We start from the raw sequence: 24,159 nt of genomic DNA, 5'->3' as shown, positions 1-24,159 counted from the left end.
TAAAAAATGATAACCGTAGTTAACAAAGTGAGCTTTATAAAACGCGTGGCGGACAGAAAATACCTGATGATCAGGCCTGGAGTAGGCCGGATAAGGCAGTTATGCCGCCATCCGGCAGAGAGGCATTAGGCCTGCAATTCCAGACCAGCCAGACGTTTCCAGTAGCCGTTGCAGTCGCTGTGCGCGGTGAGCGGCAACGGCGCGCGTCCCGTTTCGTTGGCGCGGAAGGCGTCTAGCATCGCAAATGTCTCCGTTCCCAGCGGTGACAGGCGCACGATATCCACCAGCCCCTGCATTGACGTCAGTTCGTTGCCGAGGTTGTAGACATAGCCGCTCATGGTCTGAATGCCATTGAGGACGAACACCTGTTGGTTTTCCTGAGAGCGTACGTTGCGGCCATTAGGATACTTAATGCAGCAGGTTTCGCACTCGTCTTTCGGACGATCTTCCGAGCGAGCGGTAAAGCAGCGGGCGGAGTAAGCCAGCGGCAGATGTCCATAACTCAGGACTTCCACTTCAAACTGCCGGCGAATCCCCAGTTCATCACACTGATTGAGCAGGTTCATCAGCCAGTCGCGGGAAAGCTCCACCGGCATGCACCAGCGCACCATCCCCTGTTTGAGTAGCAGGCGCAGCGTGACAGCGTTGTAGCAGTTCAGCGCGTGTCCGGCGACAAACGGTAGCTTGCGGTCGGCGCACATGTTCACCACGCCAAGATCGCTGGCCTCCAGCAGAAAGTCGCCGTTTTCGACATAGCGCTTCAGCTCATTCAGCTCAGAAGAGGCCTGCACCAGCGCCAGCGTCGAAAGCACCACCTGCTTACCGCTACCGGCGAGCGATTTCGCCATATCCAGCCAGTCACCGACTTTGGTGGCGCGGCGTTTGCTGCACACCGCTTCGCCGAGATAGATAACATCCGCGCTACTGGTGGCGGCCTGCTGATAAAAGTCTTCCAGCGTCTCTTTCGGCCAGTAGTAAAGCACCGGCCCTAAGGAATATTTCATTGCTTCTCTCACTGCCATTTACGGTGATAGGCGCCAAGCGTCGTCTGAGTGCCTTCGGACATCGCGCCGAGCGTCTCCATCCAGACGGCCTGCGGCGCATAGTTCTGCGGGTCGGCTATGCAGCGGTCGATCGCCTGACGCCATACTTTCGCGACCTGGCTGACATAGGCCGGACTGCGCTGACGGCCTTCGATTTTCACTGAGGCAATATTCGCTGCCAGCAGTTCTGGTAGCAGTTCCAGCGTGTTCAGGCTGGTGGGTTCTTCCAGCGCGTGGTAACGCTCACCGTCGACCAGATAGCGACCTTTACACAGCGTCGGATAACCGGCGTTTTCCCCGTCCTGATAGCGGTCGATCAAGACTTCATTCAGGCGTGATTCCAGCCCCTGCGGCGTCTGCTGCCAGCGCACAAAACGGGCAGGAGAGCAGGCCCCTACCGTATTGGGTGATTCACCAGTCAAATAGGACGAGAGATAACAGCGGCCTTCGGCCATAATGCACAGACTGCCGAAAGCAAAAACCTCCAGCGGCACCGGCGTCACGCGGGCAAGCTGTTTCACCTGATGGATTGAGAGCACGCGCGGCAGGACGACGCGAGCAACATCAAAATTGCGATGATAAAAGTTGATCGCTTCTTCATTGGTCGCCGAGGCCTGAACAGAGACATGGCGCTCAATATGCGGGTAACGAACTGCGGCATACTCGAGCATAGCGAGATCGGCGAGGATCAGCGCATCCGCCCCCAATTGCGCGGCCATATCCACCGCACGCTGCCAGCGGGCATAGCCATCGGGATGCGCAAACGTGTTAATGGCGATGTGCAATTTTCGGCGGTGTTGATGGACAAAACTCACCGCTTCCTGCAATTTCTTCTCGGTAAAGTTAAGGCCGGCGAAGTGACGGGCGTTGGTATCATCTTTAAGCCCGATATAAACGGCATCAGCGCCGTTTTCGATGGCCGCCTTAAGCGCCGGGAGATTTCCGGCAGGGCAGAGCAGCTCCATAATTTATCCTGAAGATTGCGCCGCCTGGGACGCATAATTGTTAACGAACAAGGATTTTAGTTAACCTTGCTGCGACAATTTTTGATTTAAGGCAGTTAAAGTCGTATTGATATCAGTAATAAAGAGGTAGGGATTTCGTACGCAATTGTTGATTTACGCCGCTATGTCGTTTATCTGATATGGCAAAATAGCAGGATAATTGAAACAGGGAGTAAAGCTCGTGTTAGATAAGCTGCGTTCACGCTTAGTACATTTCGGTCCGTCTCTGATGAGTGTGCCAGTTAAACTGACGCCCTTTGCACTGCAGCGCCAGGTTCTGGAACAGGTCCTGAGCTGGCAGTTTCGCCAGGCCCTGGCTGACGGGGAGCTGGAGTTCCTTGAAGGCCGTTGGCTAAGCATTACGGTTCGTGATATCGGCCTGAAGTGGTATACCTCAGTTGAGAATGACAAACTGATCGTCAGCAAGGATGCGCAAGCCGACGTGAGTTTTAGCGCTGACGCCAGCGATCTGCTGATGATCGTCGCGCGTAAGCAGGATCCGGATACGCTCTTCTTCCAGCGCCGTCTGGTGATCGAAGGGGATACGGAGTTAGGGTTGTATGTGAAGAACCTGATGGATGCCATTGAGCTGGAGCAGATGCCCAAAGCGTTGCGCGTCATGCTGCTGCAACTGGCGGATTTTGTTGAGGCGGGCATGAAATACTCGCCAGAAACCAAACAGACATCGGTAGGTGAACCATGCTGATTCGAGTAGAAATTCCCATTGACGCACCCGGTATTGATGCCCTGCTGCGTCGTTCATTCGAAAGCGATGCGGAAGCGAAGCTGGTACATTCCCTGCGTGAAGATGGTTTTCTGACGCTCGGTCTGGTCGCCACCGACGATGAAGGTCAGGTGGTGGGTTACGTGGCATTCAGCCCCGTCGATGTGCAGGGCGAAGATCTGCAGTGGGTCGGCATGGCGCCGCTGGCTGTCGATGAAAGCTACCGTGGTCAAGGTCTGGCGCGCCAGCTGGTCTATGAAGGGCTGGATTCACTCAACGAATTTGGCTATGCCGCTGTGGTCACCCTGGGCGATCCGGCACTGTACAGCCGCTTTGGTTTCGAACTGGCCGCCCATTACGATCTGCATTGCCGCTGGCCGGGCACCGAAAGCGCGTTCCAGGTGCATCGTTTAGCGGAAGACGCGCTAAGCGGCGTCACGGGACTGGTCGAGTATCACGATCACTTTAATCGTTTTTAAGCGCCGGGGTTTGCAGATCGTTCAGTAACGCTGCAAACCCTTCGCCTTCCGCGACGAGTCGTTCTTTCTGCTGCTTGGTGAGTTTTTTGACCCGGTATTCTGCGCGTAGCGCCAGTGAGCGATCGCCAACCGGTGCGGAAAACGCCAGCGTCAACTCCCCTTTTCCGCGTAGCGCCTTCGCGCCTTTGCCACATTGATGCTGCTGGTAGCGGCGAGCCACGTCGGTCGTGATACCGGTATACAGGGCATTGTCGGCGGTGCGGATCAGATAAAGATACCAGGGTGTCATCATAGCCTTCGGCGTGTTACGTTTCTGGCATCCAGTATAAAAGAGAACCGAGATGGAAACACTCACTGCGATCGGTCGTTGGCTGACAAAACAACACGTTGTGACCTGGTGCGTGCATCACGAAGGCGAACTGTGGTGTGCAAATGCGTTTTATCTCTTCGACGCCAAAAAAGTGGTTTTTTATCTGCTGACGGAAGAGAAAACGCGTCATGCGCAGATGTCAGGCCCGCGAGCACCCGTTGCCGGAACCGTCAACGGTCAACCAAAAACGGTCGCCTTGATTCGCGGCGTGCAGTTTAAAGGCGAGATCCGTCTACTGGCAGGAGAAGAGAGCGACGCGGCGCGACAGGCCTATCTTCGCCGCTTCCCGGTCGCCAGAATGTTGTCCGCGCCGGTATGGGAAATCCGCCTGGATGAACTCAAATTCACCGACAACACTCTGGGTTTTGGCAAAAAGTTGGTGTGGGTGCGCGACGCACTCGGTGTTGTATAGTTAGAAGAGTCCAGGACGAGGAGAAGGCGATGAGTCAGGTACTGATTACCGGGGCGACCGGGTTGGTTGGCGGGCATTTGCTGCGGATGCTGCTTAATGAACCGAAGATCCATTCGATTGCCGCACCAACGCGACGTCCGCTGGCAGACATGCCTGGCGTCTATAATCCTCACGATCCGCAACTGAGCGATGCGCTGGCGCAGGTCACCGATCCTGTCGATATCGTTTTTTGCTGTCTGGGCACGACCCGGCGCGAAGCCGGCAGCAAAGAGGCGTTTATTCATGCCGACTATACGCTGGTGGTCGACACCGCCTTGACCGGCCGCCGTCTGGGCGCGCAGCATATGCTGGTGGTGAGTTCGATGGGGGCCAACGCCCACTCGCCGTTTTTCTACAACCGTGTAAAAGGGGAGATGGAAGAGGCGCTGATTGCGCAGGCGTGGCCAAAGCTGACGATTGCGCGCCCGTCGATGCTGCTCGGCGACCGCGCCAGACAGCGGTTCAGCGAAACCCTTTTTGCGCCGTTATTCCGGCTGCTGCCCGGCAACTGGAAGTCGATTGATGCGCGGGACGTGGCGCGCGCGATGCTGGCAGACGCGCTGGCGCCTGAACATGAAGGTGTAACGATCCTGACCTCGTCCCGGCTGCGGGAGAGGGCCGCCTGACAATTCACCCGGCCAATTTAGCATTTCCAAACATTTCCCAAAGGCGTATATTCCCGGCTTATTACTCTCAAACGCCCTGGGGAATGCTATGGCTGGTCAGTCTTCATCTCAGGCGGCAACACCGTTTCAATGGTGGAAGCCCGCTCTTTTCTTTCTCGTCGTCATCGTCGGTCTCTGGTATGTGAAATGGCAGCCTTATTACGGGAAAGCCTTCACTGCCGCAGAAACTCACAGTATTGGTAAATCCATTCTGGCACAGGCGGATGCGAACCCGTGGCAGGCGGCCTGGGACTATGCAATGGTCTATTTCATTGCGGTCTGGAAGGCAGCGGTACTGGGGGTGATCCTCGGTTCGCTGATTCAGGTTCTGATCCCGCGCGACTGGTTGTTACGTACGCTTGGGCAAACGCGTTTTCGCGGCACGCTGTTCGGCACGCTTTTCTCTCTGCCTGGCATGATGTGCACCTGCTGTGCCGCACCCGTGGCGGCGGGGATGCGTCGCCAGCAGGTTTCGATGGGTGGGGCGCTGGCATTCTGGATGGGAAATCCGTTGTTAAACCCGGCGACGCTGGTGTTTATGGGCTTTGTCCTCGGCTGGCATTTCGCGGCGATCCGTCTGGTCGCCGGGCTGGCAATGGTGCTGGTGGTGGCGACGCTGGTGCAAAAATGGGTGAAAGAGTCTGCGCAGACTGAGTTGCCAGTGGAAATCACGCAACCGGACGCGCAGGATGGGTTCTTTGTCCGTTGGGGCCGCGCGCTGTGGACGCTGTTCTGGAGCACCATTCCGGTCTACATCCTGGCGGTGCTGGTCCTGGGTGCTGCGCGCGTCTGGCTGTTTCCACATGCGGATGGGGCGATTGATAACAGCCTGTTGTGGGTGGTTGCGCTAGCGGTGGCCGGCTGTCTGTTTGTGATCCCGACGGCGGCAGAAATCCCGATTGTGCAGACGATGATGCTGGCAGGGATGGGGACAGCACCCGCGCTTGCACTGTTGATGACATTACCCGCCGTCAGCTTGCCGTCGCTGATTATGCTGCGTAAAGCGTTCCCGGCAAAAGCGCTGTGGTTAACGGCGGTGCTGGTGGTCATCTCGGGCGTGATAGTGGGAAGTCTTGCGTTGATATAAACAGGAATGCCGGGGGCGCTTCGCTTGCCCGACCTACGATAATACACTCTGTAGGCCGGGTAAGGCGGTCACGCCGCCATCCGGCAAATTCGGCCTGATGACGACGCAAAAGCGTCTAATCAGGCCTACGGGGATTACTTGATGAAGGTAAATGCCGTGGTGACGCGCGTCACGCCGCTAACCCGGCTGGCGATATCCGCAGCCGCTTTCGCTTCACGTTCGGTCACCAGACCCAACAGGAACACTTCGCCGTTTTCGGTCGTCACTTTCACGTTTGATGATTTAACCTGGTCGCTGGTCAGCAACTGAGAGCGCACTTTAGTGGTGATCCAGGTGTCGTTTGACGCGGTGCCCATGCCAATCGGCTGGCCCTGACGGATCTCGTTATAGACTTCGGTGGTTCCATCGACGCCCATTGCAATCTGTTTGGCGCGTGAAGGAAGTTCGCTATTCGGCGACTGACCGACCAGCAATACTTTACCCTGATAAGCCGTCACGTTAATGCGGGCTTCTTTCTTGATCTGCGCATCTTTCGACAGCGCACTGTTGACGCGCACTTCCAGGGTTCCATCGTCCACCTGAGTGCCTACGCTACGTGGGTCTGTTGCTGCTTTGGTGCCAACGGCGGCGGTACCGACAACCGCGGCGGCCACACAACCTTGCAATAGCAGAGCAGAAATAAGGACTGCGATTGGCGATAAAGCCTTCATGTGTACTCCTTAATCATCCTGGTGGGGGAAAAGCGTGTTATCGATCAGATCGCACAGGCAGTTTACCGTTAGCATATGCATTTCCTGAATGCGTGCGCTGTGGTGCGAAGGGATGCGGATCTCTACATCCTGTGGCCCTAATAATCCAGCCAGTTCACCGCCGTCATACCCGGTCAGTGCTACAATCGTCATGTCTCGCGTGACCGCTGCTTCCACGGCCTTAACGATATCGCGGCTGTTGCCGCGCGTCGAGATGGCCAGTAAGACATCGCCCGCATGACCCAACGCCCGAACCTGTTTTGCATACACTTCGTCATGCAGACGGTCGTTAGCAATCGCTGTTAAGACCACATTATCCGTATTTAGTGCAATCGCAGGTAAACTGGGGCGTTCTGTCTCAAAGCGGTTGATCATGCTGGCAGCAAAATGCTGTGCGTTGGCAGCGGATGTCCCATTACCACAACAGAGAATTTTGTTGCCATTAAGCAGTGAATGAACCAGCGTCACGGCGGCGCGAGAGATAGCATCCGGAAGGGCTTCTGCTGCTGCAATTTGAGTTTGAATGCTTTCGGTAAAGCAGACTTTAATTCTGTCTAACACGCTAATCCTTAAGAGTTGACCCATTAGGCTATTTTATTTGCCCAATGGGTCTGCTCTGAATCTTCAATTATGAGCAGTCAGTAAAGGCATTCCTGAACCACTCAACATCATTTCCGGTGAAGGCTAACACATCGAACCGGCAATCCACAGTATCAAAACTCCCATTGTGGCGCGCGAGCCACAAGCGGGCAGCTTGTAATAATTTACGTTGCTTGCTGCGCGTCACACTGGCAGCGGCGCCACCGAACGTGGTAGAGCGTCGGTAGCGGACCTCAATAAAGACGGTCGTCTTGCCATCACGCATAATCAGATCAATTTCGCCGCCGCGTTCATGCACGTTGGCGGCGATAAAATGCAGTCCCTTGCGCTCCAGCCAGCGACGCGCGGTGGTTTCCCACGCGTCACCGGCCTGTTTGCTCGTTAACTGGCGGGGACAATCTGCCCTTGTTGGTACTGGAGCCATGATAACTTCCTGTTAATCACACAGTCCTGACTGGCGGTCAGCGCGCCGGTATTCCCATTAATTTCGAAGCCCTGCACCTGACGCATCTGGGAGAAATGGTTCGCCAGCGACCAGGCGTCCACGCCCATCGCATACATGCGCGCCAGCGAGTAGTCGTTATGCACGGCGCCGAGCGCCTGTTGCATCAGCGACGGGTTCGCGCCCGCCAGCATCGGGATCTCGCTGTATTGCAGGCCATCCATTTCCAGACGGAAGTCAGGACCGGCAGTTCCCTGCGCGCTACGTGAACTGGCGTACAGCGTTGCACCGCTCTGGCTGCCATTGCGCATGGCGATCATCGGCTTGATGAAGGCGATCTCATTGGGTGTCGCCAGAATATACACGGCATCCACGCGACCACCGTTACCGCTGATTTGCGCATCCGTTGGCGGCGCCGGAATGGTTAAATTGCCAATAGTGACGCCGGGTTGAGATGGTGTGCTGGCAGCGATCGGGCTACCGGTTAACGCTATCCCGGAACCGCCGTTGACGCCCATGCGCAGTTCCGCCGTCGAGCCAAATTTCTGTTGCAGCACCGTCGCGCCACCCAGTTTTTGCCACTCCTGGGCAAAGGCGTTAGCAACACGATCGCCAAGCGCGCTACGCGGGATCAGCAGCAGTGGCGACTGTTTGCCCTGTTCACGGATATGGCGCGCCGCATCACGCGCTTCATCTTCCGGTGAGAGGGCGAAGTAGCAGATGTTTGCGCGGCTCTGCACCGATTCCGGCTGGTTAAGCGCCAGCACGTTCAACGGGGTGTTGCTTTTAAGCAGTTCGTCGACGTTGTTTTTCAGCAGCGGACCGACCACGATACTCGCGCCGTCCTGCTGAACCTGCGTCAGGATCTGATCGAGCGGTTGTGCGCTGGTGTCATAAATTTTCAGCTCAGCGGAAGGATTTGCCGCCGCGCTTGCGGTGGCTGGCTGCGCAGGCGTTGCCTGCGGTGCGCTGACCGGCGCGGGCTGTTCGGCCTGCTCGTCGTGGGTCAAATCGCTCACCGAAGCCTGGGAAGGACTGGCGACGCCATCGGTCGCCTGCGGCTGTGGATCCGCCGGCGTAGGGGCTGCGACCGGAGCCGGTTGTGCGGCGGGCTGCGCGTCGACAGGCTGCGTACCAAGATTTTTGGCTGCTTCAAAGCCCTGTTGAATGGTGCGACCAAATACGGCAGCCTGACCGTTCAGCGGCAGCAGCAGGGCGATTTTACTGGTCGAGGCGGGTTTAAAGCTCTGCACGTTGACCAGTTGGGTTGGCAGCAGTTTTGCTCCCGGATTTTGCGGATAGCGCTTTTGCCAGTCGGCAATGCCCGCTTTCATCATGTCCGGATCGCTACGGTTATCAAACCAGACACGTTGCAGATCCAGCCAGCCCTGCAACACGTTTTCATCGGCATTGATAACCAACGCCTGAGCTTGCTCCTGCGTCATGGCAGACAACGCTTGCCAGGTGGCGTCGATGTTGGCTTGTTTCTCTTTCGCGTCAAGCAGCGGTTCCTGCGCAATCAGGGCGCGAAGCAGGGCCAGAGAAGGACGACCTTGCTCAGCGGCGATGCCCATTTGCCAGAAGCGGATTTGCTGGTTTTTATCCAGTGCGGCAACGTCAATATTGCCCAACGCCTTGAGTGCGCCCGCATAATCCTGCTGGGCGATTTTTATTTCTGCCGACAGCAGCGACTGTTCCCGACGCTGGGTATCATTCAGATCCTGCGGCAGTTGGTTAAACAGTTCGATAGCCTGCTGGCTTTTGCCTTCTTTCAGCAGCGCACGAATGGCGAGTAATTGCCAGTTGGTCTTGCTATCATTTGCGCTTTGCTGCATCTGTTGCAGATAAAAGCCGGAATCAGCTTGCGCTGTGCCCTGCATATGGGCAGTGCTCTGATCGGGCGCCTGGGTGCCACAGCCGGCGAAAATCAGGGCTGCCAGAACGATGGGCAGACAGCGCGCGGCTTTTAAACGAGAGAATGTTAAGGGTACCATACTGTATCCAGTGATATTTTTTATACGCAGTGCTCAATATTAAATCGGCAATACGGACGACACAATGACACAACACGAATCGGCGGATAATTCTCGCGGCCAACTCTTTATTGTACCTACTCCTATCGGGAATTTGTCTGATATTACCCAGCGTGCGCTCGAAGTGTTACAAGCTGTTGATTTAATTGCCGCTGAAGATACTCGCCATACCGGATTATTATTGCAGCATTTCGCGATTAATGCCCGATTGTTCGCCCTGCACGATCATAACGAGCAGCAAAAAGCAGAAACGCTGGTGGCGAAGTTGAAAGAAGGGCAGAACATCGCGCTGGTCTCCGATGCCGGGACGCCGCTGATCAACGATCCGGGTTACCACCTGGTACGCATCTGCCGTGAGCAGGGTATCCGTGTCGTGCCGTTGCCGGGGCCCTGTGCGGCGATTACCGCCTTAAGCGCGGCGGGGTTGCCGTCCGATCGCTTCTGCTATGAAGGCTTTTTACCCGCGAAATCAAAAGGACGTCGTGACGCGCTGAAAGCTATCGAAACTGAACCGCGCACGCTGATTTTCTATGAATCCACGCATCGCCTGCTGGACAGTCTGGAAGATATGGTCGCGGTGTGGGGCGAATCCCGCTATGTGGTGCTGGCGCGTGAACTGACCAAAACCTGGGAGACGATTCACGGCGCACCGGTGGGTGAACTGCTGGCGTGGGTTAAAGAGGACGAAAATCGGCGTAAAGGCGAAATGGTGCTGATTGTGGAAGGGCACAAAGCGCAGGAGGACGACCTGCCTGCCGATGCCCTGCGCACCCTCGGGTTGTTACAGGCCGAGTTGCCGCTGAAGAAAGCCGCGGCGCTGGCGGCGGAAATCCACGGCGTGAAAAAGAACGCGCTGTACAAATATGCGCTGGAGCAGCAGGGGTAATCCTGGAAACACGCTGCAGCAAAAGAAAAACTGCAGCGTGCCAGATGAGATGGGGTGTTACCGATCTGAATAACGCGAACCATCCAGTAAACATGTTGTATTGTCATGCAGCCATAAAAATGAGGCTGGAATGGCGGTCGTCACGGCAGTGGTCAGGTATTTTTCGACAGCAGCCTGTTTTCCTTCTCCGGCAATCAGCAGCAAAATTTCCTTTGCATTGAGGATCTCCTTCAGGCCCAGCGTGATACCGTGCGTCACCGGACGACCGGCCGATTTAAGCATGTCGTGGTGACGCGTTTGTTCATCAAGCCTGCTGATATGGCAAAACGGTTCCAGCGCGGTCCCCGGTTCGTTCAGCCCCAGATGACCATTTTTGCCGATGCCCAATACGCATAAATCGAGACCACCGCGACTGGCAATCAAATCCGTCACGCGCTCGCACTCTGCCTCGTCGATATTTTCCGACTGAAAACCGATCAGCTGTTCCGGGCGCAGACCAAGCGGCTGCACGATGTGCTGTTGCAGGAAGGATTCACAGGTACCCGGCGCGTGTAAGGGAATCCCCACCCACTCATCGAGCTTCACGAAGGTCACGTTGCGGATATCAACGTGATGCTGCTGTATTTTCTCGACAAAGAAACGATAGGTCAGTTCAGGTGTCGCGCCGGTCGCCAGGCAGATCGTCGCGTCAGGTTTGTCCTGTATGACCTGAATTAACCGTTCGCTGGCGCGATCGCTGAGTGCGTCATAATGGTCGCAGTACTGTATGCATTGCATTTGTCAGTCATCCTTTTGACGAGGGGCGCACGTACCGTCGCGCCCGTTCGGTTTACAAAATGCCCAGTGCGGAAGAGACGATAGAAAGCACAAAGGTGACGCCGATTAACAATACCGGATGCGCTTTTTTCACCCGCAGCAGGTAGTACATCAGCAGCGTGTAGCCCATCGGTAAAATGTTCGGGAAGACCTTATCAAAGAAGTCCTTTTGCAGGGCCACGTTGTGCGTACTGTCGATGGCGAAAGAGGTCACGACATCAATATGGACATAGGAGGCGATCAGACCGCCAATCACCGTGATCCCGAGGATCGTCGCCGAACGGGCGATCATCTGCGAGTTTTCCCTCACCTTATCAATGGCTTTTACCCCGACCGAATAACCGACGTGAGTCCAGCCGACGCGCAGGAAAAAGATCATCAGATAGACGGCGAAGAACAGAATCGGCCCCAGTAAGTTGCCCTGGCTGGCGAAAGAGGAACAAATCCCCGCCATAATCGGCAGCAAGGTGAACCAGAAAATAGCATCGCCAATCCCGGCGATGGGGCCAAACAGCGCCACTTTCAGACCTTTAATGGTGTCGCGGTTTTCTCCTTTCTCTTCCATTGAGATAAGCAAGCCCATCAGGAAACCGACGAGGTTCGGGTGGGTATTGATAAATTCCAGATGATCTTTCATGGCCGCACTCAGGCCCGGCTTATCATCTTTATAGATTTTTTTCAGAATCGGCAGCATCGCCCAGGTAAAGCCGCCCGCCTGCATCCTTTCATAGTTAAAGCTCGCCTGAAGAAGGGAAGAGCGGAAGCCGAGACGGGTAATGTCTTTTTTACTGATTTCAGATCCCATTGCTGTAATCCTCTTCATCATCATTTTTACGGGCGACAGGCTGGGGTTGTGCCTGCTGTTTAGCTTTGGCATTGAAAAATTCGTACACGGCGAAACCCGCGCCGAGGACGGCGACCGGGAGCAGGTTGTTGACCTGGATGTAGCACACAAAGAGGAAGCCAGCGATCAGGTAAGGAATGTACTGCGCTTTGAACATCACGCGCAGCAGCAGACCAAAACCGACGGCAGGCAGAATACCGCCCGCGACTTCGAAACCATGAGTAAGCCAGGCCGGCATGGCTTTCACCAGCGCCTGCATGGCACCTTGCGCCAGATAGGTACACAGAAACGCAATAATGGCGTATGAGCAGGCGACAATCAGCGTTGTCAGCCAGTTCAGACGGGCAAATGCGCGGGTGTTGGCTTCTTTAGCGCAGTTGTCGGCCCTGGACATAAACAGGGAGAAGGCGGAATAGAAGAACAGAATCACATATTGCATCAGCAGGCTGAACGGCAAGCCGAGGCCGATGGCGGTTTTGGCATCCACGCCGGTAGACCAGGCGATCACCGTGGTCATCAGCCCCGCCATGATGGGGTTTGGCGGTTGTACGCCACCAGCGGGCGTCAGACCGGCAAAAGCCAGCTCGGTCAGACCGCCGGTGATCAAACCAATATGAATGTCGCCAAGAATGGCGCCAGTGAGCGTACAGACAATTATCGGTCTGAATAAGAATAGGGCTTCCAGCCAAAAATCGATTCCCAGAAAGAAGACTAATGCAGCAAGGGATATCCCTTGTAAAAGTGTTATTTCATGCATTTTGACACCTCATATAAATAAGTCCCTTTAATATGAAAACATTGGCTTGTTATTTACTCCGGGATCGCTTCTTTTTGATCGCCAGGGACATCCTGAATAAAAATGTTTACGCCGTGTTTCTTAATGAACTGCAGGTCCTGAAGATCCTGCTCATTGACATAAACCTTGCTGCTGATCTGCTTTTTGCCTTCCGAGAAGTGCATATTGCCGACATTCACGTCGTTGAGCGTGATACCGCCTTCGAGCAGTTTTCTGACCGTTTGCGGGGTGCGGCAAATCAGGAATATCTTCTGGTGCGGCGCGGCCTTACCGATGACATTGATGGTTTTTTCTATAGAAAAGAAACGGATGCCGAAACCGTAGGTTTCTGCGGTGATGCCCATTAATTTCTGCTGAATCTCATCCTGAGCGACATCATCATCCACGACAACCAGCAGATTGGCTCCGATTGTCGATGTCCAGGTGACACCCACCTGACCATGCACCAGTCGGTTATCAATACGCGTTAACAGGATATTTGGACTACCCATTCTTAAATCCTCACCATAAAATAATAGAATGACAGAACTTGTTGAAATATATTATTGTTACATATCGCATTCATGAATTTATTCAGCGTGATGTAATCTCGTTATTCTCCCCCGCTATCTGGTCAGAAAGCGCTACCTGATATTAATCAGATAACGCTTCTGAATATAATGTTGAAACAGTATGTTTTTAAGTTAAATCGGAATCAGCCACTAATTTGTTGGCTGAACCGCAAACCGTGATTTTACTTCTCACGACCTCTTTCATTGCATCCATACCGACACGCATGTAATAGCGCGGATCGTTGCCCTGTGGGTTGTCAGCAAACCACGCTTTCACGGCATCGGCGAAGGCAATTTTCAGTTCGGTGGCGACGTTAACCTTACAGACGCCCAGTTCAATCGTGCGGCGTACATACTCGTCAGGCACATCGCTCGCGCCGTGCAGCACCAGCGGAATATCCACCACTGCACGGATTTCAGCCAGGCGCTGGAAATCGATTTTCGGTTTTTTGGTGTAGAGGCCGTGTGCGGTGCCGATAGCGACAGCAAGGCTGTCGACGCCGGTCAGCTCAACAAAGCGTTTGGCCTCCTGCGGATCGGTCAGAAAGGCGCTTTCTGCATCAACGCTCATGTCGTCTTCGACGCCACCCAGTCGTCCCAGTTCTGCTTCTACGCTGCAATCGCGGGCGTGGCAAAAATCCACCACCGATTTCACCAGCTTCACGTTTTCCTCAAACGGGAAATGGCTGCCGTCGATCATGGCGCTGCGTACCCCGGCGTTCACTTTATGGCGAATGTCGTCCAGCGATTCATGATGATCGAGATGCAGCGCCAGCGGCATGCCGTAGGTGGTGGAGTAGGCGGTGCACAGCGCGTAAAGCTCTTCCAGCGCGATATGTTTAAAGGTGCCAGGCGTACCGGCGAGGATCACCGGTGATTGCATTTCGCTACACACTTCGAGGATCGCCTGGATAGTCTCAGCATTATGGATGTTGAAGGCCGGTACAGCGTAGCCTTTTGCCTGGGCATCCTGCAGGAGATACTTCGTGGAAATGATGCTCATGATCGGATCCTCTTAGGCCTGCCACGGGTGAATAACGACGCCCTGCACGACGCGGTTGACTGTACCGCTGCGGGAAGGGGTATCCGGCGTATTACCGACATTAATGGACTGGGTGAGCGCAAAGACCTGGGCATACATCAGGTAGCAGAATGCCAGTTCGCTATCGATAAAATGACGCGCGGGTGGCAGCAGAATGTGCGGGCCAGCTTCGATGATCGAATCGCTTTCGGCCGCAATCGCAACAACGCGCATTGCCTGACCATCGCGGCGTAACTCCGCCAGCAGATCGAGATCGTACTGCCGTGTGTAAGGGTGGCTGGAGATGTACACCACGATCAGCGTTTCGTTATCCACCAGTGATTTCGGGCCGTGGCGGAAGCCGGTTGGCGAGTCGTAAAACGCGGCCAGCTTACCGGCGGTCAGCTCAAGTACTTTCAGGGCCGATTCACGCGCAGCACCCTGTAATCCGCCGCTGCCGAGATAGACGATCCGTTTCCAGGCGCCATTGCCAAACACGCCGTGGCTGAAATCACCCAGTGACGACAGGATCGTCTGACAGCGATCCGCAACATCGCGGAAGGTCCGGCTGTTGATGAGTTTCGGTGCGAACACCGCCAGGCAACTGGCCATCATGGTGGTAATACTGCTGGTCATCGCAAAACCGCGATCGTGCGTTTCTGTCGGCATCAGCAGGGCAAAGGCGTTATCGCTCGCCGCGGCGTTCTGGTACAGGCTGCCCGCTTCATTGCAGGTGATCGAAAGGTGGTAGCACTCAGGGACGAACTGATTTGCAAGCTCCACTGCGGCAACGCTTTCCGGGCTGTTGCCGGAACGGGCAAACGAAACCAGCAGCAGCGGATGCGCCGGATTCAGATAATCCATCGGATTGGTGACCAGATCGGTGGTCGGTACTGCGCTGATGTTTTGCCCGGTGTGGCTGGCAAGCCAGGGAGCGATTATCTCACCAATGAATGCCGAGGTGCCTGCCCCGGTCAGGACGATCCGCAGATCGTCTTTACGCAGCAGTGGCGCGAGAAAATTGTCGATCGCGGTACGAATCGCGTCGATGTTCGTCAGCGAGCGGATCCAACTGGCAGGCTGCTGGCGGATCTCTTCTTCAGTCCAGGTTCCGGTTGTTGCAGCAGCAGGGGTATAGGTTTCTGGCATAACGTAAGTCCTTAGTCTTGTGAATTCCACATCAGACGCTGGCAAAATGTCGCTATCTTTCGTTTCGTTTCACTTGTTCACATGATCGATTGATTAAAATTTATAGGAAAGAAATCGAAAGTTCAACAATGCAAAATGAAATAAAACGAAAAGTGTGATCAATTGTACGGAGAGGTTTTTTATCTTACTGATTAGTAAAGATTCCCCGTTATCTCTCTGGAGTACGGGTTTTCTTAATCGAAAGGAAAAGAAAGGCCTCGCGATTCATGATCGAAGGCCTGAGAGGAAAAAAAGGGTCAAAGGGGGAGGATCTGACCCTGAATCCAAATCTGGTGTAAATGCAGTCCGCCGTCGAGGGCGATCGCGCTGGCGCGTTTGCCTGGGGCTAACGATCCCAGGTGGCTGTCGATCCCCAGCAGACGCGCTGGATGAAGCGAAGCCATATGGATAGCATCCTCGGGGGCTGTCCCTGTCAGTTCGACCATATTGCGCACTGCCGCATCAACCGATAGCGTGCTGCCCGCCAGTCCACCGGATGCCGTTCGCACGATTCCTCCGTGCATTTCGACCTGTTCACCGCACAGCGTGTAGTTTCCGTCGGGCATACCGGCGGCCTGCATCGCATCGGTTATCAACACCAGCCTCTCTTTTGCACAGCAGCAACAGAGCTTCATGGCCGCCGGATGGACGTGGTGTCCATCGGCAATAAGTTCCAGCCACGCACGGGGATCGGTGAGTCCTGCGCCGACCATCCCGGGCTCCCGGTGATGAAGCCCGGTCATGCCGTTGTAGCAGTGCACAAGTCCATCCGCGCCCGCGTCAAAGGCGGCACGGGTTTGCGCCCAGCTTGCCGCGCTATGTCCCAGCATCACCCGCACACCCTGTTGCCTGAGATGGCGAATCGCCTGCAATGCCCCCGGTTTTTCCGGTGCCAGCGCCACCACGCGCAGGGTCTGTCGTGAAATGGCGATCAGTTCATCCAGCTCCGCAAGGTCCAGTTCCCGAAACAGCTCCGGGGGATGGGCGCCTTTATTCTGCGGCGTGAAGTACGGCCCTTCCAGGTAGCTTCCCAGCACCTGTGCGCCAGGTCCACCGCAGTGATAGCGCTGAGCAATACGCTCCAGCGCGCGGTGAATCGTCTTTAGCGGCGCGGTGACGGTGGTGGGGAGCCAACTGGCAACCCCTTCACGTGCTTTGTGCATCGCCAGCTTATCGAGCGCATCCGGTTCATCGTCCATCACATCGACCCCCGCGCCACCGTGGACGTGAATGTCGATATAGGCGGGACACAGTAGCTCGGCATCGCGCGCGGTGACGCCTGCCGGAATCGGTTCGATGGCCGTGATGACACCTTCTTCAACGCGCAACTGGTGATCGTCCCGCCAGCCCTGCTCGGTGAGCAGGCGTCTGGCGCGCAAAACCTGCGTCATATTCCTTCCTCGATGGGGTGCTCCTCGCGGCAGCGGCCCAGTTCATCCACCAGGCTTGTCAGACCGCGATGCCCGCACTCCAGCGCCTGCACTCGAAATGCTTCGCTGCTGAGCCCTTCGCGATCCAGCACCATTTCCAGCAGCAGTTGCAGGTTAGTGCCGGTGATCACCTCCCGGCCGGGTTTCAGCATCGCAAGCGTTGAGGCGACGCGAAACGGTGTGCCGCCGAGCAGGTCGGTCAGGAAAACGATATCTTCCTCGCCGTCCAGTTGTTCAATCGCCTGCTCAAGCTGCGAGGTGAGCAGCGCGGTAGTGGACGTTTCCGGAAAATCGATGGCGATAAACTGCGACTGCTCGCCAAGGATCTGTTTCATCGCTTTTTCCATACCGCTGGCAAACCCACCGTGCCCCGTCAAAATAATACCTAACATCGAAAACCTCTTTGCTTTACAGGAAGTGACAGAACTTGCCGACGACACCCAGCACCACGGTGATACCGATGAGGCGCAGCGGACTCCAGCCGCGACGGACCAACCAGAACATCGTCAGGGTATAGACCAGCGGTAAAAAAGCGGGCATCAGCTTATCGATAACGTCAGCCTGGAGCTTGACGACGGCATCACCCGCCTTGATTTCGAGCGTGGTGTTCAGGCGCACATAGGTCGCGACGAGCGCGCCAATCACCGTCATCCCGACGATAGACGCCGCGTGGCCCACTTTCTTCGTGTTGGCCTTGATGAGTGGAATAGCGGCGACCCCCATACGATAAGCATAGTGCGCCAGGCCAAAACGCAGAGCCAGATGGACCACGTTAAACAGTACAATAAAGACCACCGCGCCGAGGATGGAACCCTGCAAGGCCAGACTGGCCCCGATGCCGCCGCAAATAGGCAGGAGTGTCAGCCAGAACATCGCATCACCAATCCCGCCGAGCGGTGCGCCAACGGCAATTTTGGTGCTCTGAATACTGTTAACGTCCTGCTTTGAGCGCTCCATCGCCAGGATGATGCCAATGACAAACGTCACCAGGAAGGGATGGGTATTGAAGAACCCCATGTGGCCTTTCATGGCGCGCGCCAGGTCGCGTTTATTGGTGTGGATTTTTTTCAGCGCTGGCAGTAGACCGTACAACCAACCGGAAGCCTGCATACGCTCGTAGTTAAACGACGCCTGCAACAGCATGGAACGCCAGGCGACCCGGTTGATATCTTTTTTGGTCAGCTCGGCGCCAATGCTCTGATCTTCATAGATGTTTTCGTTTACGCCGGAAAGCAGCGTTTCTTCGCTGTCGGAAACAGTCGGAAGAGTTTGTTGATTAGATGCCATCTTCGAATTCCTCTTTCTGGGCCTCAGGTTGGGTCGGTTCTGGCGATTTACGCAGCAGGTCGATCAGCGCCATTGCCAGCGCGGCAGCGGCGATAGCCAGTACCGGTAGTTTGAGCCAGGCGGCCCCCACGAAACCGATGATAAAGTAAGGGATATAGACGTTTTTCATCATGATTTTCAGCAGTACGGCAAAGCCGATGGCTGGCATGATGCCGCCTGCGACGCCGAGACCGTCAATCAGACGTTCCGGCAGGACATCAATGGCCGTTTTCGCGTGCTCTGCACCGAAGTAGATCGGCAGGAACGCGCACAGAAAATAGAAAATCCCCAGAGCCAGTAACGCCAGATAGTTAACCCGTTCAATGCCGGCGGTATCGGCATTCGCCGCCATGCGATCGCAGCGGGACATCACCCCAGACATCACGGAGAACAGGAACGTAATCCCCATCTGTACTGCGACGGCAAACGGCACGGCGACGCCCACGGCGACATCCGGTTTCACCCCTGTCGTAATGGCGAACGTCGTGCCCACGATGGTGCCGATAATGACGTTTGGCGGTTGTGCGCCCGCGAGCGGTGCGAGCCCCATCCACACCAGCTCCAGCGTACCGCCGGTTAAAATACCGGTATGCAAGTCGCCCAGAATCAGGCCGACCAGCGGCCCAAGCACCACCGGGCGGTGCATGTGTGTTAATCCGTTGAACATATCCAGGCCGGCAATAAAGGCGAGGATACCTAATGCAAAAGCCTGTAACAGACTAATTTCCATGGTGAAGGCCTCAGATGAGTTTAAAGAGATCCTGCGCGGGTTCTGTCGGAACGCCCTGAACGAAACATTCCACCCCGGCGGCTTTCAGGCCGTTAAACGCCGTAATATCGGTCGCGTCGACAGAGACCGTTTTGGCAATCTGCTGCTTGCCATTGGCGTAGTGCATATTTCCTACGTTGATCCGTGTCACAGGAACCCCACCTTCGACCAGCCTGAGGAAATCGGTGGGGGACTTGCAGACCAGCAAAATCTTCTGTCGGTCAGCGGCGCGGTGAATGTTGTCGATCACTTTTTGCAGTGACCAGAAACGCACGGCAATCCCTTCCGCCAGCACCATCTCCATCAGGTTCTGTTGCACGGTGTCTTCCGCCACCTCATCGTTGGCGACCAGTACCAGATTCGCCCCCGCAAATCCGACCCACTGCACCCCGACCTGACCATGAATGAGCCTTTCGTCGATACGGCTGAGTACAATATTTGGCATAGCGTATTCCTCTTTTTTGTTATCCGTTCTGGGACGTTACGCCCTGGCAGGCGGCATGGTACTGCTGCAGTATGTCCTGAATGTGGTTGATGATGAGTTCTCGCGGTGTGGCATTGAGATCTCCCTCGCGCACTTTCACGTACTGTAACGGCATATACTGGCTAATGAGCGGCAGCGGAATCGGGTCATCCGCCAGATTGCGCACCAGTCGTTCAAACGCGTCATCAATCTGGCTGTCCGGCCAGTAGTAACGAACACGATCGGAATAGCTGTAGCCGCGTGCCAGACGACGGGTGTTGCCATCGCCGTGGTAGTGGCTTTGCCAGTATTCCGGACGATCGAGCATGACGCTCTCAAGGACATGACGCAGGTCGGAACAGGCTTTTGCCGGGAGCAACTCTTCTTCGATAGCGGCCAGCGAGAACAGCGCTTCGCGCAGGGCGAAGGTTAGGGCCGGACCGACTTTCAGGATGGCAAAGTGATCTTTCACTAACTGGCGCAGTGACTGCGGCGTTTGATAATCCGTGGAGTGCGCTTCAAAGACCAGCGTGTCATAGGCTTCAACCATCTTGCTTAACGCGACGGCTTTCTGCGGTTGATAATCAATGATGTGGGTATGATCGAACTCAACGCCGGGTTGCACCACCAGCGCGATGATGCGCGACCACATATTGTCGAGTCCCTGTTTTTCAAAGGCGTGGCGATGGGCTTCCAGCGTTGTGCGCGCGGCTTCAGGCGTGGTGACCGCCAGTTCGGTTAACGTCTCATGGGCACCGCCCGGTACCGGTACTTCAGTGCCAATCACATAGACGAGATCTGACTCACCAAAGTGGGCGATGCAGGTCTCTTCGGCTACCTTCGCCAGACGCGCGGCGCGTTCCGCGACGATGGCATCGGTCAATGGCACGGGATCGCCCTGGCAGGACATGCTGCAATCAAGGTGAATTTTTTTGAATCCGGCGGCGACATAGCTTCTGATCAGTTCGTCGGCATGGGCCATTGCCGGTTCTGCGGCCAGATTTTGCCAACGGTTGGGCCCAAGGTGGTCACCCCCCAGAATCAACTGCTCCTGAGGGAAATCAAGCGAGTCGGCCAGTTGGCAGACAAAATGGCGAAAATCGGCTGGGGTCATGCCGGTGTAACCGCCAAACTGGTCAACCTGATTCGAGGTTGCTTCAATCAGCAGCGGCGAGTGATTTGCCTGCGCGTAACGTATTGCGGATTCCAGTACCAGCGGATGCGCGGAACAAACGGCGTAAATTCCGTTTGCCTTACCTCGTTTATGCTGCTCCACCATATCAGTCAGATGTTTCACTTTCCTCTCCAGATCAGGTAACTGCGACTTGCAATCTTTCGTTTTGTTTCAATTGATACTGCATCATGGTCTTATAAAAATAAAACGAAAGATAATAGTTTTCCGATCTGTTTCACAAAAGAAACATAATGAAAGCATTCAGCCGACGTTTTTGCCCTTCTTGTCGGCTTTTTTCGGCTTGCATTCCGACAAAAGAAAGGCGTTAATAGGCGAAACGAAATGAAACGAAAGAATTAGCCAAAGGATTTCTTATGAGCAATACCGATGCTTCTGGAGACAAGCGAGTGTCAGGCACCAGCGAAAGGCGTGAGCAGATTATCCAGCGGTTGCGGCAGCAAGGAAGCGTGCAGGTAAGCGATCTTTCGGGATTGTTTGGCGTTTCCACGGTGACGATCCGCAACGATCTGGCGTTCCTGGAAAAGCAGGGGATCGCCGTTCGCGCCTATGGCGGCGCGTTGATTTGCGACAGCAATACCCCGGGCGCGGAGCCTTCCGTCGAAGATAAAAGTTCGCTGAACACGGCGGTGAAACGCAGTATCGCCAAAGCGGCCGTGGGGCTTATCAAACCGGGTCACCGCGTGATCCTGGACTCCGGCACGACGACGTATGAGATTGCGTGCCTGATGCGCCAGCATACCGATGTGATTGCGATGACTAACGGAATGAACGTCGCTAATGCCTTACTGGAAGCGGAGGGCGTGGAGTTGTTGATGACCGGTGGTCATCTGCGTCGGCAGTCGCAGTCGTTTTACGGCGATCAGGCCGAACAATCGTTGCAGAATTATCACTTCGATATGCTGTTCCTGGGCGTCGACGCCATTGATTTAGAGCGGGGCGTCAGTACCCATAACGAGGACGAAGCCCGACTGAATCGCCGGATGTGTGAAGTGGCGGAACGGATTATCGTGGTCACCGACTCCAGCAAATTTAACCGCTCGAGCCTGCATAAAATTATTGATACCCAGCGTATTCATACCATCATCGTCGATGAAGGTATCCCGGAAGAGAGCCTGAAGGAATTTCATCGCAGCGGCGTTGAGGTCATTATCGTTTAGGCGGCGTCGTTAAAATTCAAAATTGTGATGTCCTTCAATTAAACAAAAAGAAAAATGCCAGCGGGTTTTTTACGAACCCGCTTTCGTTTTTTCACTGATTTTTCGTCCCAGACTCCCGCTCACCTGTCCTGCACGCTTTTCGATCTTTCGCCTTTCCCATTTTCAGTTTAGATAAAACGAAAGAAAACGAGGTGTTTTTGCCAAAATCCGCGCTGTAGACGTGTTCACAAATTCGCCTTAAGTCTTCTGATTTAATATATTTAAAAGAAAACGAAAGCGATAAATCGCTAAAACATAACAATATGCAATGGAGCAAAAGCAATGCTGGATAACTTAAGACGTCGCGAACAAATAATTGACCTGTTATGCGATCAAGGCAGCGTTCGTGTCGAACCCCTGAGTGTGCATTTCGGCGTCTCAAGCGTCACGATCCGCAATGACTTACGTTATCTCGAGCAGAAAGGCTGCGTCATGCGCTCCTATGGCGGAGCCGTGTTAAATCAACACTTTGCCCTCGATCGTCCCTTACAGGACAAAGACCGACTGAATCGCGATGTGAAATCGCGCATTGCGGAAAAAGCGGCCAGCTTTGTGAAAGATGGCGACACATTGATTCTCGATTCCGGCTCGACCACCACGCTTATTCCACCGCTGCTGAAAAGCCGCCGCGATCTGGTGGTGATGACCAATGCGCTTAACATTGCCTGGGAACTTGCCAATTTTGAACGCGTGGATGTCATGATCCTGGGGGGAAATGTCAGGCAAAGCGTTTACTCGCTGTATGGCCCTTCGGCGGAACATCAGCTCAGACAGTATCGGTTTGATAAGCTCTTTTTGGGCGTCGATGGATTTTGTCTGGAAGCCGGGATCACCACGCCACATCCGGGAGAAGCGCACCTTAACCAGGTGATGTGCCAGGTGGCGCAGGAGGTCACGGTGGTTGCGGATTCCAGTAAGTTTGGCCGCAAGAGTTTTTGCATGATCAGTGAAATCAACGGTATTGATCGGGTGATTACCGACAGCGGTATCCCGGCGCATTACCATCAGGCGCTCAGCCAGATGGGGGTGGATGTCGTTATCGTGGATGAATGAGGAACATCGCCGGCAAAACGCGTTTTTGCCGGCGATGTCTTAGTGCATTAACGCATCCTGTTCGACCAGCAACAGGGCGGCACCGCGTACGCCGCTGGACGCGCCATGCACGGCCGGGAAGACATTCGCGGGGGCTAGGCCGGGGAAGAGGTAGCGCGACATGGCGCCCGGCAGTAGGGTGTAAATTTCCTCAATGTTAGAGACGCCTCCCCCCAGTACAAAGGCGTCGACGTCAAGAATCAGTTGCAACTGCGCCAGCGTACAGCCCAGCATGTCAATCCACGCCTCAACGGTGGCGACGGCGCTGGCGTTGCCATGACGATAGTTTTCCAGCAGCGTCTCCATTTTGAGCGACTCACCGCTTAAGTGCTTATGCAGCCAGAGTAAGCCTGGCCCGGACTGGTAGCGCTCCAGACAGCCCTGAAGGCCGCAGCCGCACTTGATTTCCGGCAGGTTATAGCGACGCATAAAGGTGGCCGGTAGCGGTAAATGACCAAACTCGCTGGCCATCCGGTTGCGCCCACGATACAACTGTCCGTCGATCACCAGTCCTCCGCCCATGCCGGTGCCGATAATCGCCCCAAAAATTCGTGAGAACTGACGAGCCTGATGAGTATGCGCTTCCGACAGCGCGAAGCAGCAGCAGTCATTATCCAGCGCCACCGAGCGGTTGAGTCGATGCGCCAGATCGTTCATTACCTGACGCCCGGTCAGGCAGGGGACATTCGACGACAGCAGCTTTCCGGTATGCCTGTCCATCAATCCGGGCATACCAATGCCGATTTTGCCCTGCATCCCCGTTGCCCAGTCGGCTGTATCGATAAGCGAGGTAAACGTCGAGAGAAAGAGTTCGTAATCCTGAACCGGCGTGGCCACGCGCTTGCGCCAGCAAACCTGCATTTCCTTATCAAAGGCGACAATTTCAGTTTTTGTGCCGCCAATATCAACACCGTAAAACATGCCACATCTCCTCGAATT

28 protein-coding genes are annotated in these 24,159 nt (G+C 55.1%); 8 read left to right on the top strand and 20 right to left on the bottom strand.

Annotated features, from left to right (window positions below; translation table 11 throughout):
• Positions 1-125: 125 nt before the first annotated feature.
• Positions 126-1,004 carry a U32 family peptidase gene (locus F384_RS17355; RefSeq protein ID WP_046487677.1) on the bottom strand — a complete coding sequence of 293 codons (879 nt, stop codon included), beginning with the start codon at positions 1,002-1,004 and terminating at the stop codon, positions 126-128.
• An 8-nt stretch (positions 1,005-1,012) separates the two neighbouring features.
• The gene (gene ubiU, locus F384_RS17350; protein ID WP_046487674.1) at positions 1,013-2,008 is read right to left on the bottom strand and encodes a ubiquinone anaerobic biosynthesis protein UbiU; all 996 of its coding nucleotides are present in this window, start codon (positions 2,006-2,008) and stop codon (positions 1,013-1,015) included.
• Positions 2,009-2,228: 220 nt separating this feature from the next.
• Here ubiU and ubiT point away from each other — a divergent pair, with 220 nt between their 5' ends.
• The gene (ubiT, locus tag F384_RS17345) at positions 2,229-2,753 is read left to right on the top strand and encodes a ubiquinone anaerobic biosynthesis accessory factor UbiT (RefSeq protein WP_046487670.1); all 525 of its coding nucleotides are present in this window, start codon (positions 2,229-2,231) and stop codon (positions 2,751-2,753) included.
• Entirely contained in the window at positions 2,747-3,250 is a 504-nt protein-coding gene (locus F384_RS17340) for a GNAT family N-acetyltransferase (RefSeq protein WP_046487667.1), read from the top strand. Before ubiT ends, F384_RS17340 begins: the two co-directional genes overlap by 7 nt.
• On the opposite strand, the gene F384_RS17335 is transcribed toward F384_RS17340, so the two are convergent.
• Positions 3,237-3,539 carry a GIY-YIG nuclease family protein gene (locus F384_RS17335; protein WP_046487664.1) on the bottom strand — a complete coding sequence of 101 codons (303 nt, stop codon included), beginning with the start codon at positions 3,537-3,539 and terminating at the stop codon, positions 3,237-3,239. The genes F384_RS17340 and F384_RS17335 overlap by 14 nt on opposite strands.
• A 52-nt stretch (positions 3,540-3,591) precedes the next feature.
• Here F384_RS17335 and F384_RS17330 point away from each other — a divergent pair, with 52 nt between their 5' ends.
• The 3 genes from F384_RS17330 to F384_RS17320 all read left to right on the top strand — a co-directional run bounded on the left by F384_RS17330 (position 3,592) and on the right by F384_RS17320 (position 5,823).
• Complete coding sequence (locus F384_RS17330; protein ID WP_046487659.1) at positions 3,592-4,032, top strand: YhbP family protein; 441 nt, start codon at positions 3,592-3,594, stop codon at positions 4,030-4,032.
• Between the two features lie 29 nt (positions 4,033-4,061).
• Entirely contained in the window at positions 4,062-4,697 is a 636-nt protein-coding gene (locus F384_RS17325; protein WP_046487656.1) for an NAD-dependent epimerase/dehydratase family protein, read from the top strand.
• A gap of 88 nt (positions 4,698-4,785) precedes the next feature.
• Positions 4,786-5,823 carry a permease gene (locus tag F384_RS17320; protein WP_046487653.1) on the top strand — a complete coding sequence of 346 codons (1,038 nt, stop codon included), beginning with the start codon at positions 4,786-4,788 and terminating at the stop codon, positions 5,821-5,823.
• Positions 5,824-5,957: 134 nt separating this feature from the next.
• On the opposite strand, the gene dolP is transcribed toward F384_RS17320, so the two are convergent.
• From dolP to F384_RS17300, 4 genes are all read right to left on the bottom strand, one after another.
• Positions 5,958-6,533 (bottom strand): division/outer membrane stress-associated lipid-binding lipoprotein, encoded by a 576-nt coding sequence (dolP, locus tag F384_RS17315; protein ID WP_046487649.1) that lies wholly within the window; start codon positions 6,531-6,533, stop codon positions 5,958-5,960.
• Between the two features lie 9 nt (positions 6,534-6,542).
• Positions 6,543-7,133 carry a DnaA initiator-associating protein DiaA gene (gene diaA / locus F384_RS17310; protein WP_042325150.1) on the bottom strand — a complete coding sequence of 197 codons (591 nt, stop codon included), beginning with the start codon at positions 7,131-7,133 and terminating at the stop codon, positions 6,543-6,545.
• 67 nt (positions 7,134-7,200) lie between these two features.
• Complete coding sequence (locus tag F384_RS17305) at positions 7,201-7,596, bottom strand: YraN family protein (RefSeq protein WP_046487646.1); 396 nt, start codon at positions 7,594-7,596, stop codon at positions 7,201-7,203.
• Positions 7,554-9,608 carry a penicillin-binding protein activator gene (locus tag F384_RS17300; protein ID WP_046487644.1) on the bottom strand — a complete coding sequence of 685 codons (2,055 nt, stop codon included), beginning with the start codon at positions 9,606-9,608 and terminating at the stop codon, positions 7,554-7,556. Before F384_RS17300 ends, F384_RS17305 begins: the two co-directional genes overlap by 43 nt.
• Before the next feature lie 64 nt (positions 9,609-9,672).
• Here F384_RS17300 and rsmI point away from each other — a divergent pair, with 64 nt between their 5' ends.
• The gene (rsmI, locus tag F384_RS17295; RefSeq protein ID WP_046487641.1) at positions 9,673-10,533 is read left to right on the top strand and encodes a 16S rRNA (cytidine(1402)-2'-O)-methyltransferase; all 861 of its coding nucleotides are present in this window, start codon (positions 9,673-9,675) and stop codon (positions 10,531-10,533) included.
• Between the two features lie 57 nt (positions 10,534-10,590).
• Here the strand turns inward: rsmI and F384_RS17290 are convergent, their stop codons facing one another.
• The 12 genes from F384_RS17290 to kbaZ all read right to left on the bottom strand — a co-directional run bounded on the left by F384_RS17290 (position 10,591) and on the right by kbaZ (position 21,034).
• Positions 10,591-11,310 (bottom strand): galactosamine-6-phosphate isomerase, encoded by a 720-nt coding sequence (locus F384_RS17290; protein ID WP_046487638.1) that lies wholly within the window; start codon positions 11,308-11,310, stop codon positions 10,591-10,593.
• A 52-nt stretch (positions 11,311-11,362) separates the two neighbouring features.
• Positions 11,363-12,154, bottom strand: coding sequence for a PTS galactosamine transporter subunit IID (agaD, locus tag F384_RS17285; protein WP_042325161.1), 792 nt, complete (start codon positions 12,152-12,154; stop codon positions 11,363-11,365).
• Positions 12,144-12,950 (bottom strand): PTS galactosamine transporter subunit IIC, encoded by an 807-nt coding sequence (gene agaC, locus F384_RS17280; protein ID WP_046487635.1) that lies wholly within the window; start codon positions 12,948-12,950, stop codon positions 12,144-12,146. The genes agaD and agaC overlap by 11 nt, the downstream gene beginning before the upstream one ends.
• A gap of 53 nt (positions 12,951-13,003) precedes the next feature.
• Positions 13,004-13,480, bottom strand: a complete 477-nt coding sequence (gene agaB / locus F384_RS17275) for a PTS galactosamine transporter subunit IIB (protein ID WP_046487632.1) — start codon at positions 13,478-13,480, stop codon at positions 13,004-13,006.
• 187 nt (positions 13,481-13,667) lie between these two features.
• Positions 13,668-14,543, bottom strand: a complete 876-nt coding sequence (kbaY, locus tag F384_RS17270; RefSeq protein WP_046487629.1) for a tagatose-bisphosphate aldolase subunit KbaY — start codon at positions 14,541-14,543, stop codon at positions 13,668-13,670.
• A 12-nt stretch (positions 14,544-14,555) separates the two neighbouring features.
• Positions 14,556-15,710 (bottom strand): AgaS family sugar isomerase, encoded by a 1,155-nt coding sequence (locus F384_RS17265; protein WP_046487627.1) that lies wholly within the window; start codon positions 15,708-15,710, stop codon positions 14,556-14,558.
• Between the two features lie 296 nt (positions 15,711-16,006).
• Complete coding sequence (gene nagA / locus F384_RS17260; RefSeq protein WP_046487624.1) at positions 16,007-17,140, bottom strand: N-acetylglucosamine-6-phosphate deacetylase; 1,134 nt, start codon at positions 17,138-17,140, stop codon at positions 16,007-16,009.
• The gene (gene agaF / locus F384_RS17255) at positions 17,137-17,571 is read right to left on the bottom strand and encodes a PTS galactosamine/N-acetylgalactosamine transporter subunit IIA (RefSeq protein ID WP_042325173.1); all 435 of its coding nucleotides are present in this window, start codon (positions 17,569-17,571) and stop codon (positions 17,137-17,139) included. Before agaF ends, nagA begins: the two co-directional genes overlap by 4 nt.
• A 16-nt stretch (positions 17,572-17,587) precedes the next feature.
• Complete coding sequence (gene agaE / locus F384_RS17250; RefSeq protein WP_046487621.1) at positions 17,588-18,466, bottom strand: PTS N-acetylgalactosamine transporter subunit IID; 879 nt, start codon at positions 18,464-18,466, stop codon at positions 17,588-17,590.
• Positions 18,456-19,235, bottom strand: a complete 780-nt coding sequence (gene agaW / locus F384_RS17245; RefSeq protein WP_046487618.1) for a PTS N-acetylgalactosamine transporter subunit IIC — start codon at positions 19,233-19,235, stop codon at positions 18,456-18,458. The genes agaE and agaW overlap by 11 nt, the downstream gene beginning before the upstream one ends.
• 10 nt (positions 19,236-19,245) lie before the next feature.
• Positions 19,246-19,719, bottom strand: a complete 474-nt coding sequence (gene agaV / locus F384_RS17240) for a PTS N-acetylgalactosamine transporter subunit IIB (RefSeq protein ID WP_046487614.1) — start codon at positions 19,717-19,719, stop codon at positions 19,246-19,248.
• A gap of 19 nt (positions 19,720-19,738) precedes the next feature.
• The gene (gene kbaZ, locus F384_RS17235; RefSeq protein ID WP_080949972.1) at positions 19,739-21,034 is read right to left on the bottom strand and encodes a tagatose-bisphosphate aldolase subunit KbaZ; all 1,296 of its coding nucleotides are present in this window, start codon (positions 21,032-21,034) and stop codon (positions 19,739-19,741) included.
• Between the two features lie 251 nt (positions 21,035-21,285).
• Between kbaZ and F384_RS17230 the strand changes: the two genes are divergently transcribed.
• Both F384_RS17230 and agaR read left to right on the top strand, forming a co-directional pair.
• Positions 21,286-22,089, top strand: coding sequence for a DeoR family transcriptional regulator (locus tag F384_RS17230; RefSeq protein ID WP_046487611.1), 804 nt, complete (start codon positions 21,286-21,288; stop codon positions 22,087-22,089).
• 321 nt (positions 22,090-22,410) lie between these two features.
• Positions 22,411-23,181 carry a transcriptional repressor AgaR gene (agaR, locus tag F384_RS17225; protein ID WP_046487608.1) on the top strand — a complete coding sequence of 257 codons (771 nt, stop codon included), beginning with the start codon at positions 22,411-22,413 and terminating at the stop codon, positions 23,179-23,181.
• A 39-nt stretch (positions 23,182-23,220) separates the two neighbouring features.
• Here agaR and F384_RS17220 read toward each other — a convergent pair whose 3' ends face one another.
• Positions 23,221-24,141: an ROK family protein gene (locus F384_RS17220; RefSeq protein WP_046487605.1), complete on the bottom strand. Its 921-nt coding sequence runs from the start codon at positions 24,139-24,141 to the stop codon at positions 23,221-23,223.
• Between the last annotated feature and the right edge of the window lie 18 nt (positions 24,142-24,159).

Origin of the sequence: Citrobacter amalonaticus Y19 (assembly GCF_000981805.1) — a bacterium.
Classification (GTDB): domain Bacteria; phylum Pseudomonadota; class Gammaproteobacteria; order Enterobacterales; family Enterobacteriaceae; genus Citrobacter_A; species Citrobacter_A amalonaticus_C.
Note: the sequence above shows the minus strand (reverse complement) of the source record. Positions and strands in the feature narration are given on the sequence as shown.

Coding starts and splice junctions, on each gene's coding strand:
- F384_RS17355 (WP_046487677.1), bottom strand. CDS start 1,004: ATGAAATATTCCTTAGGGCCGGTGCTTTACTACTGGCCGAAAGAGACG.
- ubiU (WP_046487674.1), bottom strand. CDS start 2,008: ATGGAGCTGCTCTGCCCTGCCGGAAATCTCCCGGCGCTTAAGGCGGCC.
- F384_RS17340 (WP_046487667.1), top strand. CDS start 2,747: ATGCTGATTCGAGTAGAAATTCCCATTGACGCACCCGGTATTGATGCC.
- F384_RS17335 (WP_046487664.1), bottom strand. CDS start 3,539: ATGACACCCTGGTATCTTTATCTGATCCGCACCGCCGACAATGCCCTG.
- F384_RS17330 (WP_046487659.1), top strand. CDS start 3,592: ATGGAAACACTCACTGCGATCGGTCGTTGGCTGACAAAACAACACGTT.
- F384_RS17325 (WP_046487656.1), top strand. CDS start 4,062: ATGAGTCAGGTACTGATTACCGGGGCGACCGGGTTGGTTGGCGGGCAT.
- F384_RS17320 (WP_046487653.1), top strand. CDS start 4,786: ATGGCTGGTCAGTCTTCATCTCAGGCGGCAACACCGTTTCAATGGTGG.
- dolP (WP_046487649.1), bottom strand. CDS start 6,533: ATGAAGGCTTTATCGCCAATCGCAGTCCTTATTTCTGCTCTGCTATTG.
- F384_RS17305 (WP_046487646.1), bottom strand. CDS start 7,596: ATGGCTCCAGTACCAACAAGGGCAGATTGTCCCCGCCAGTTAACGAGC.
- F384_RS17300 (WP_046487644.1), bottom strand. CDS start 9,608: ATGGTACCCTTAACATTCTCTCGTTTAAAAGCCGCGCGCTGTCTGCCC.
- rsmI (WP_046487641.1), top strand. CDS start 9,673: ATGACACAACACGAATCGGCGGATAATTCTCGCGGCCAACTCTTTATT.
- F384_RS17290 (WP_046487638.1), bottom strand. CDS start 11,310: ATGCAATGCATACAGTACTGCGACCATTATGACGCACTCAGCGATCGC.
- agaD (WP_042325161.1), bottom strand. CDS start 12,154: ATGGGATCTGAAATCAGTAAAAAAGACATTACCCGTCTCGGCTTCCGC.
- agaC (WP_046487635.1), bottom strand. CDS start 12,950: ATGCATGAAATAACACTTTTACAAGGGATATCCCTTGCTGCATTAGTC.
- agaB (WP_046487632.1), bottom strand. CDS start 13,480: ATGGGTAGTCCAAATATCCTGTTAACGCGTATTGATAACCGACTGGTG.
- kbaY (WP_046487629.1), bottom strand. CDS start 14,543: ATGAGCATCATTTCCACGAAGTATCTCCTGCAGGATGCCCAGGCAAAA.
- F384_RS17265 (WP_046487627.1), bottom strand. CDS start 15,710: ATGCCAGAAACCTATACCCCTGCTGCTGCAACAACCGGAACCTGGACT.
- nagA (WP_046487624.1), bottom strand. CDS start 17,140: ATGACGCAGGTTTTGCGCGCCAGACGCCTGCTCACCGAGCAGGGCTGG.
- agaF (WP_042325173.1), bottom strand. CDS start 17,571: ATGTTAGGTATTATTTTGACGGGGCACGGTGGGTTTGCCAGCGGTATG.
- agaE (WP_046487621.1), bottom strand. CDS start 18,466: ATGGCATCTAATCAACAAACTCTTCCGACTGTTTCCGACAGCGAAGAA.
- agaW (WP_046487618.1), bottom strand. CDS start 19,235: ATGGAAATTAGTCTGTTACAGGCTTTTGCATTAGGTATCCTCGCCTTT.
- agaV (WP_046487614.1), bottom strand. CDS start 19,719: ATGCCAAATATTGTACTCAGCCGTATCGACGAAAGGCTCATTCATGGT.
- F384_RS17230 (WP_046487611.1), top strand. CDS start 21,286: ATGAGCAATACCGATGCTTCTGGAGACAAGCGAGTGTCAGGCACCAGC.
- agaR (WP_046487608.1), top strand. CDS start 22,411: ATGCTGGATAACTTAAGACGTCGCGAACAAATAATTGACCTGTTATGC.
- F384_RS17220 (WP_046487605.1), bottom strand. CDS start 24,141: ATGTTTTACGGTGTTGATATTGGCGGCACAAAAACTGAAATTGTCGCC.